Here is a 6,355-nt window from a genome sequence, read left to right on the forward strand (position 1 = left end):
GACCGTGGCCACTCCCGCTTCCCCTGCCCCCACCCGCGGTGCGCGAGGCGGCGTCGGCGGCACTTCCACAGCCGGTCCCTCCGCTTGGGACATCGGCATAGGCGTCAGCCTCGCGACGGCAGCGGTACTCGCCGCTGCCGGTTACACAGCACTGCGCCGTCGCAGATAAGAACCGCCATTCCTTCTGCAGACATCCACCGTTGCCCGCGAGCGGCTCGCTCCTGCTGCAAGACCGGCCGCCTGCTCCCACTCGGCCTCATCTGCCGGTCACCCAGCGGCCACCCGCGCCAGCTGACACTGGGATGGGCCCGTTGCTACGGGGGAAAGCAACGGGCCGGCCCTTCCTCAGGTGCCACACCCAGGCGCCGGCCGACGGGGAGGAACACGGACGTCGTACGGCACACCCCGCCGTCAGCGACAACACGAAGCCCTCTCCCGCGAGGTGTGTGGGAGGGCCTGTTCGTGAGCGCCACAAGCTGAGCCTGGCCGCAGCTGCCGAGGGTGTTCACCAACGGATCGAGCGTTGCACCGGCAGCCGGCCGGCCCACCGGACGACCGCCTCACGACGTGTTTCCCGTTTCCCACGCAGGTGGGAGACGGGAAACCCATTCAACTGCGCAGGCTCCGCTCCGAAACTCAAAGCACCGGGTACAGCGAGCCGGCTCGCCCCGTGGCGGGAGCTCACCGACTCCCGCTCCCGCCGGTCACCTGCATGATTTTCGGAGAAACCATGACCGTGAAGAAGAGTCGACGCTGGTCCCTCGCGGCGCTGGCCGTTGTGCTGTGCGCCGGATCCGTCGCGCTGACGGCCCCGGCGGCCCAGCCCGCCGCCGCGACCGCGTCGGTCCGGGTGGTCGACAAGGCCCGTGCCGCCCAGGCAGCGCCGAGCATCACCCGCGCTCAGGTGCTGGAGCGGGCCAAGACCTGGCTTACCGCCAACAACGGCAGGCAGGTGCCCTACAGCCAGTCCAAGTACTGGAAGAACGAGTACCGCCAGGACTGCTCCGGCTACGCCTCCATGGCGCTCAATCTGGGCGCGCCCGGCCCCAACACCGTCAAGCTCAAGAACGACGGCTGGACCCGGCCGATCGCCATGAATGAACTCGCCCCCGGCGACCTGGTGATCAAGGCCAACAGCAATGACCCGAACAACCGGCACGTCGTCATCTTCGACGGCTGGGCCGATGGCGCGCACACCGTCTACAAGTCCTACGAGCAGGCCGGCGGCGTCGGCACGCGCTGGAAGCAGCACTCGTACGGCGTGAACGGCAGGGACGGCTACCACGCCTACCGTCCGGTCAACATCGTCGACTGACGGCGCGAGCGCTCACCCCACACCGTCGTTGGTTTCCCGACCACCCCCGAACACCCCATCGCGCTACCCACCGAACAACATGAAGGGACACATCATGAGGAAGACCCGCGCCCTGCTCGTCGCCGCAACCCTGGCCATGGCCTGCCTGGCCAGCACCGCGCCTCCCACCGCGGCCGCTCCTGGCTGCGAGGCCAACGCCGTCTGCCTGTGGACCAAGAAGAACGGTGGCGGTGACCTGTACATCTGGCGGGGCGGCTACGTCGATGTGCCGCCTGCCTTCCACGACCACACGTACTCCTTTCGGGCCAACCGCGACGCCTGCTTCATCAACTACAACAACGGCACCAAGGAGAGCCGAGCGGTGAAGGCCGGTGACTACGCCGACAACTACGACCGGGGCTTCGGCGCCAAGCTCGACGCGGTCGCCGACCGCTGCTGAACGGCGGCGCGTGAACGGGCTCCCCGGCCGCCCCGGAGCCCCCGCGGTTCAGGCGTGGCCGGGAGCCTCCCGTAACCGTCACCCGAAAGCGGTGACGGTCGGTACCCGAAACGGTCAACATCCTCCGGGCCACCCCGCCCGGGGGCTGCCCGTGCCCTAGCCTCCGGCGTCGACACGACCGCCGGAACGGGGATGGGCAGGTACCGCCATGAGAGGGACGGATGACGCACCGCACCGCGGAACAGGCGGGGGCGAGGACGGCCGGGACAGGACGAGGGCCCCGGCACGGCCGACGGTCCCGCACCCCCCTGCCGTCCCTCGCGGGGGCGCCCAGGAGCTTCCCGCCTTCGGAGCCGAACTCCGCCGGCTGCGCAACCAGGCCGGAGTCTCGCTCGCGGCGCTGTCCGATCGGGTGCACTACAGCAAGGGGTACCTCAGCAAGATCGAGACCGGTGACAAGCCCCCGAACGCCGACCTGGCACGCCGCTGTGACAACGCCCTGGACGCGGGCGGAGCGCTGATGCGTCTCGTGCCCCGCTCGGCCCGGCGACACCGCGCGACGGCCGGACCTGAGACTCCGCAGACCCTGTCGCAGGACGTCTGCCCCTACCGCGGCCTGGCAGCGTTCGGTCCTGGTGACACCCGGTGGTTCTTCGGCCGGGACAAGGACACCGCGGCCCTGACACAACGTCTGGGCGAGCGCCTCACGGACGGCGGGCCACTGGCAGTCGTCGCGCCCTCCGGAGCGGGCAAGTCGTCCCTGCTGGGAGCCGGGCTCGTGCCGGCGCTCCGGGCCGGGGCCCTGCCGGGCTCGCGGCACTGGCCGGTAGCCGTGTGTACCCCCACCTCCCGGCCCCTGCACGAACTGGCCCGGCGGATCGGCGCGGCGCTGGGCGGCAGTGTGCCGGTCCCGAACCAGGGGGGCGACGAAACGCTGACGGCCCGTGCGGTCGCCTCAGCCCTCGACGCCCGCGCACCCGAACGAAGCCCGGACGAGAACCGGCTGGTCCTGGTCGTCGACCAGTTCGAGGAGATCTTCACCCTCTGCTCCGACGAGGCCGAACGAACCACGTGCGTACGGTTGCTGCGCGCCCTTGCGGACCCCCTCCCGGGTACGGACGGTGAGTCGTCCATGCCCCGCACCCTGGTGGTTCTCGGCGTCCGCGGCGACTTCTACGGACGCTGTCTCACGTACCCGCAGCTCGTGCCGGCCCTCTCCGACGGCCTGTTCGTCCTCCCGGCCATGGGCGCACAGCAGCTTCGCGAGGCCATCACCGGACCGGCCGACCTCGCAGGACTCACCCTGGAGCCAGGCCTCGCTGAACTCGCCCTGCGTGACCTGGGAGTCGGCTCCGACGACGTGGGAGACGGCCCGATCCGCGCCGCCTTGGGCGTACTGCCACTGCTCTCCCACGCCCTGATGGCGACCTGGCAGCAGCGCCGGGACGAAACCATGACGGTGGCCGGCTACGGACTCACCGGCGGTCTGCACGGTGCGGTGACCACGACGGCGGAGCGGGTCTGGTCCGGCCTGGACGAGGCGGGCCGGCACCTCGCGCGCCGACTGCTGCTGCGTCTGGTCCGCGTCGACGAGGACGCGGGGGAGACCCGGCGCCGGTGCGGCCGCGACCAGTTGACGGCAGGCTTCACCGATCCCGACCGGGCTTGTGCCGTGGTCGACGTCTTCGTTCGGGCCAGGCTGCTCACGGCCGACGCCGACGCCATCGAGATCAGCCACGAGGCGCTGCTGCGTGCCTGGCCCCGGCTGCGGGGCTGGATCGCCGCGGACCGGGCGGGCCTCCTGGTCCACCAGCAGCTCACCGAGGCCGCGCGGGCCTGGCAACGCGAGTGCCGCGACCCGGCAGCCCTCTACCGCGGCACCCGGCTGGCCGTGCTGCGGGAGTGGGCCGCCGACGAGGACCACCGTGCGGGACTCGACGAGTTGGGGGCGGAGTTCCTCGCCGCCGGCGAGCGGCAGCAGGAGCGCGAGGCCGCCGCCGACCAGCGGCAGGCACGGCGGCGCCGTCTGCTGCTCGTCGCCCTCACCGGAGCGCTCGCGGCCGCGCTCATCGTCGGGCTCCTGGCCGTGCAGCAGTGGCGCACCACCGCCGAGGAGCGGCGCGTCGCCCTGGCGCACGCACTGGCGGCCCAGTCGGCGCGGCTCGCCACCGGGCAGCCGGAGGAATCCCTGCTGCTCGCCCACAAGGCGTACAGGATCAGTCCCGATGCGGAGACCCGTGGCGCGTTGCTGAGTACCCAGACGCAGCGCTTCGCGGGGCGGATCACCGTGGGCAGGGCGCCGGTGAACACGGTCGCGTACAGCCCGGACGGCCGCACCCTGGCCACCGGCGGGAACGACGGCACCGTGCGGCTGTGGGACGCCCGCACGCGGCTCCCGCGGGCGACGATCAAGTCCTCCACGGAGCCTGTGTCCACCGTGATGTTCAGCCCCGACGGGCGCACCTTGGCGGCCGGCAGCCGGGACGGCACCGCCCGCGTGTGGGACGTCCGCGATCCGCGCGCCGTGCCCACGCGGCCGGCGGCTGTCCTGACCGGTCTGGGCCGCAACCGGGTATCCGTGGCGTTCGCCCCCGACGGACGGACCCTGGCAGCGGGCGGCGCCTCGGCCCGCGGCAGCCGGGGCGAGGTCCACCTGCGGGCACTGGCAGGCAACAGGTCCGGCCGCACCAGGACACTGGAAGCCGACGCCCCGGTCAAGGCCGTGGCGTTCGCCGCGGACGGCCGCACGCTGGCAGCGGGTGGCACCGACGGCTCCCTCCGCCTGTGGGACACACGGACCCGGCAGACCCTCCGCGACCTGCGGGCCGCCGGGCAGGTCATCGCAGTCGCCTTCAGCGCGGACGGCCGCACCCTGGCCACCGGCGGCGACGACCGGACCGTCACCCTGTGGGACCCGGCCGACGGCACCCGGACCGGCGCGCTGCCCGGCCACGGCGACGACGTCAACGGGCTCGCGTTCCACCCGCGGCGCGACACGCTCGCCGCCGCGAGCGGAGACGGCACGGTCAAGCTGTGGGACACCGGCACCCGCACCCTCCTCGCCATCCATCATGGGCACAGCGACTACGTCCTGGGCGTGGCCTTCCGCCCGGACGGCCGTGCGCTCGCCACCGCCGGCTTCGACCACACCGTGGCGCTGTGGAACCTGGCCGGCTCTTCCCTGGCGGCAGGAGCCGACATGCCCGTGTCCGCCGTGGCCTTCGCACCCGACCGCCGCACCCTTGCGACGGTCGGCCACGACGGGACGGTCGCACTGTGGCCCTACACCGAACCGGCCGCCGCCGGCACCTTCCTGAGAGGGCGCCACGGTCGCCTGCGCGATGTCGCCATCAGCCGCGACGGGCGGCTACTGGCCACGGCGGGCGACGACCGCACGGTGCGGCTGTGGGACATCCGCCGCAAGAAGCTGACCGCCACCCTCCGCGGTCACCGCGGCACCGTGTTCGCCGTCGCCTTCGCACCGGACAACCGGACGCTGGCGAGCGCCGGGGACGACCACACCGCCCGCCTGTGGTCGGTCACCACGGGCAAGGAGATCGCCAAATTCACCGGCCACACGGACTACGTGAACGGCGTCGCCTTCAGCCCCGACGGCCGGACGCTGGCCACCGCGTCCGACGACCGCACCACCCGGCTGTGGTCCGTGACCGACCGGCGGCAGACCGGCCGGCCCCTGCGCGGCCACACCGGTGCGGTGTGGGGTGTGGCGTTCAGCCCCGACGGCACCACCCTGGCCACCGCCGGCAACGACCGCACCGCCCGCCTGTGGGACGCGGCCGACCGCAGGCAGATCGGCGGGGCCATGACCGCCCACACGGGACCGGTGCGCAGCCTCGCCTTCAGCGCGGACGGCCGGACCCTGGCCACCGGCGGTTTCGACCGCACCGTCCGCCTCTGGTCCGCCCGTTCCCGCCGGCTGACCGCCACCCTCACCGGCCACGCCGACGCCGTGCAGTCCGTGGCATTCAGTCCCCACGGCACCACCATGGCCTCCGTGGGGGCCGACGGCACGGTCCAGCTCTGGGACCCCGATACCGGGCACGCCGTCGCCCGAATGTGCCGGATCCTGGACAACCTGGACCGCACCCGCCGCACCCCCGGCCTCGCCTCCGGTACGGCATGCGAGGGCCGTTGACCACGAACGTCGCTGCGCGATGGTCGTGGTCCAGATGGGTGGTGGCGAAGCCGGCGGTCTCCGCCCTCGGTCTGCGCGGCGCCAGGCCCGCCGTCGACCGGCGGAAGGGCGCGGCGCCCGCTCCGATCAAAGAGGAACTTGACCAGCACGAAGGCTGTGAGGGTGAGTCCGCTGCATGACTGTGTCCAGCGGGAGGCGTTCGCGGTGGCGTCACCGACACAGGGCGCGCTGGGACAGGCCGTGGTAGAGCGCAGCCGCGGCTCTCGGCCTCGCACCGCACGACGACGAGGCCGTACTGCGGCTGCCGCCCGACGACGGACTCGACGGCCGTCCCGACCCGGCAGCCGTGCTGCTGGCGTGGCTGGACGCCCCCGAAACCGACAGCCCGTGGTCGGACCACGAGGTGTACCGAGCCGTCGCCAACTCCCGCCACCACGCCCCGCAC

The 6,355-nt window shown here is 72.8% G+C and carries 3 protein-coding genes; all 3 read left to right on the plus strand.

Features of this window, described 5'->3' with window-relative positions; all coding sequences use genetic code 11:
• The first annotated feature begins 730 nt into the window (after positions 1-730).
• The 3 genes from FNH08_RS41765 (at position 731) to FNH08_RS41775 (ending at position 5,910) form a co-directional block, all read left to right on the plus strand.
• A complete protein-coding gene (locus FNH08_RS41765; protein ID WP_228034697.1) occupies positions 731-1,315 on the plus strand; it encodes a hypothetical protein in 585 nt (194 codons plus the stop codon).
• Between the two features lie 94 nt (positions 1,316-1,409).
• Positions 1,410-1,754, plus strand: coding sequence for a peptidase inhibitor family I36 protein (locus tag FNH08_RS41770; RefSeq protein WP_228034698.1), 345 nt, complete (start codon positions 1,410-1,412; stop codon positions 1,752-1,754).
• Positions 1,755-1,962: 208 nt separating this feature from the next.
• Positions 1,963-5,910, plus strand: coding sequence for an nSTAND1 domain-containing NTPase (locus FNH08_RS41775; protein WP_152776734.1), 3,948 nt, complete (start codon positions 1,963-1,965; stop codon positions 5,908-5,910).
• Positions 5,911-6,355 lie beyond the last annotated feature (445 nt).

The organism is Streptomyces spongiae, assembly GCF_009377185.1.
Classification (GTDB): domain Bacteria; phylum Actinomycetota; class Actinomycetes; order Streptomycetales; family Streptomycetaceae; genus Streptomyces; species Streptomyces spongiae.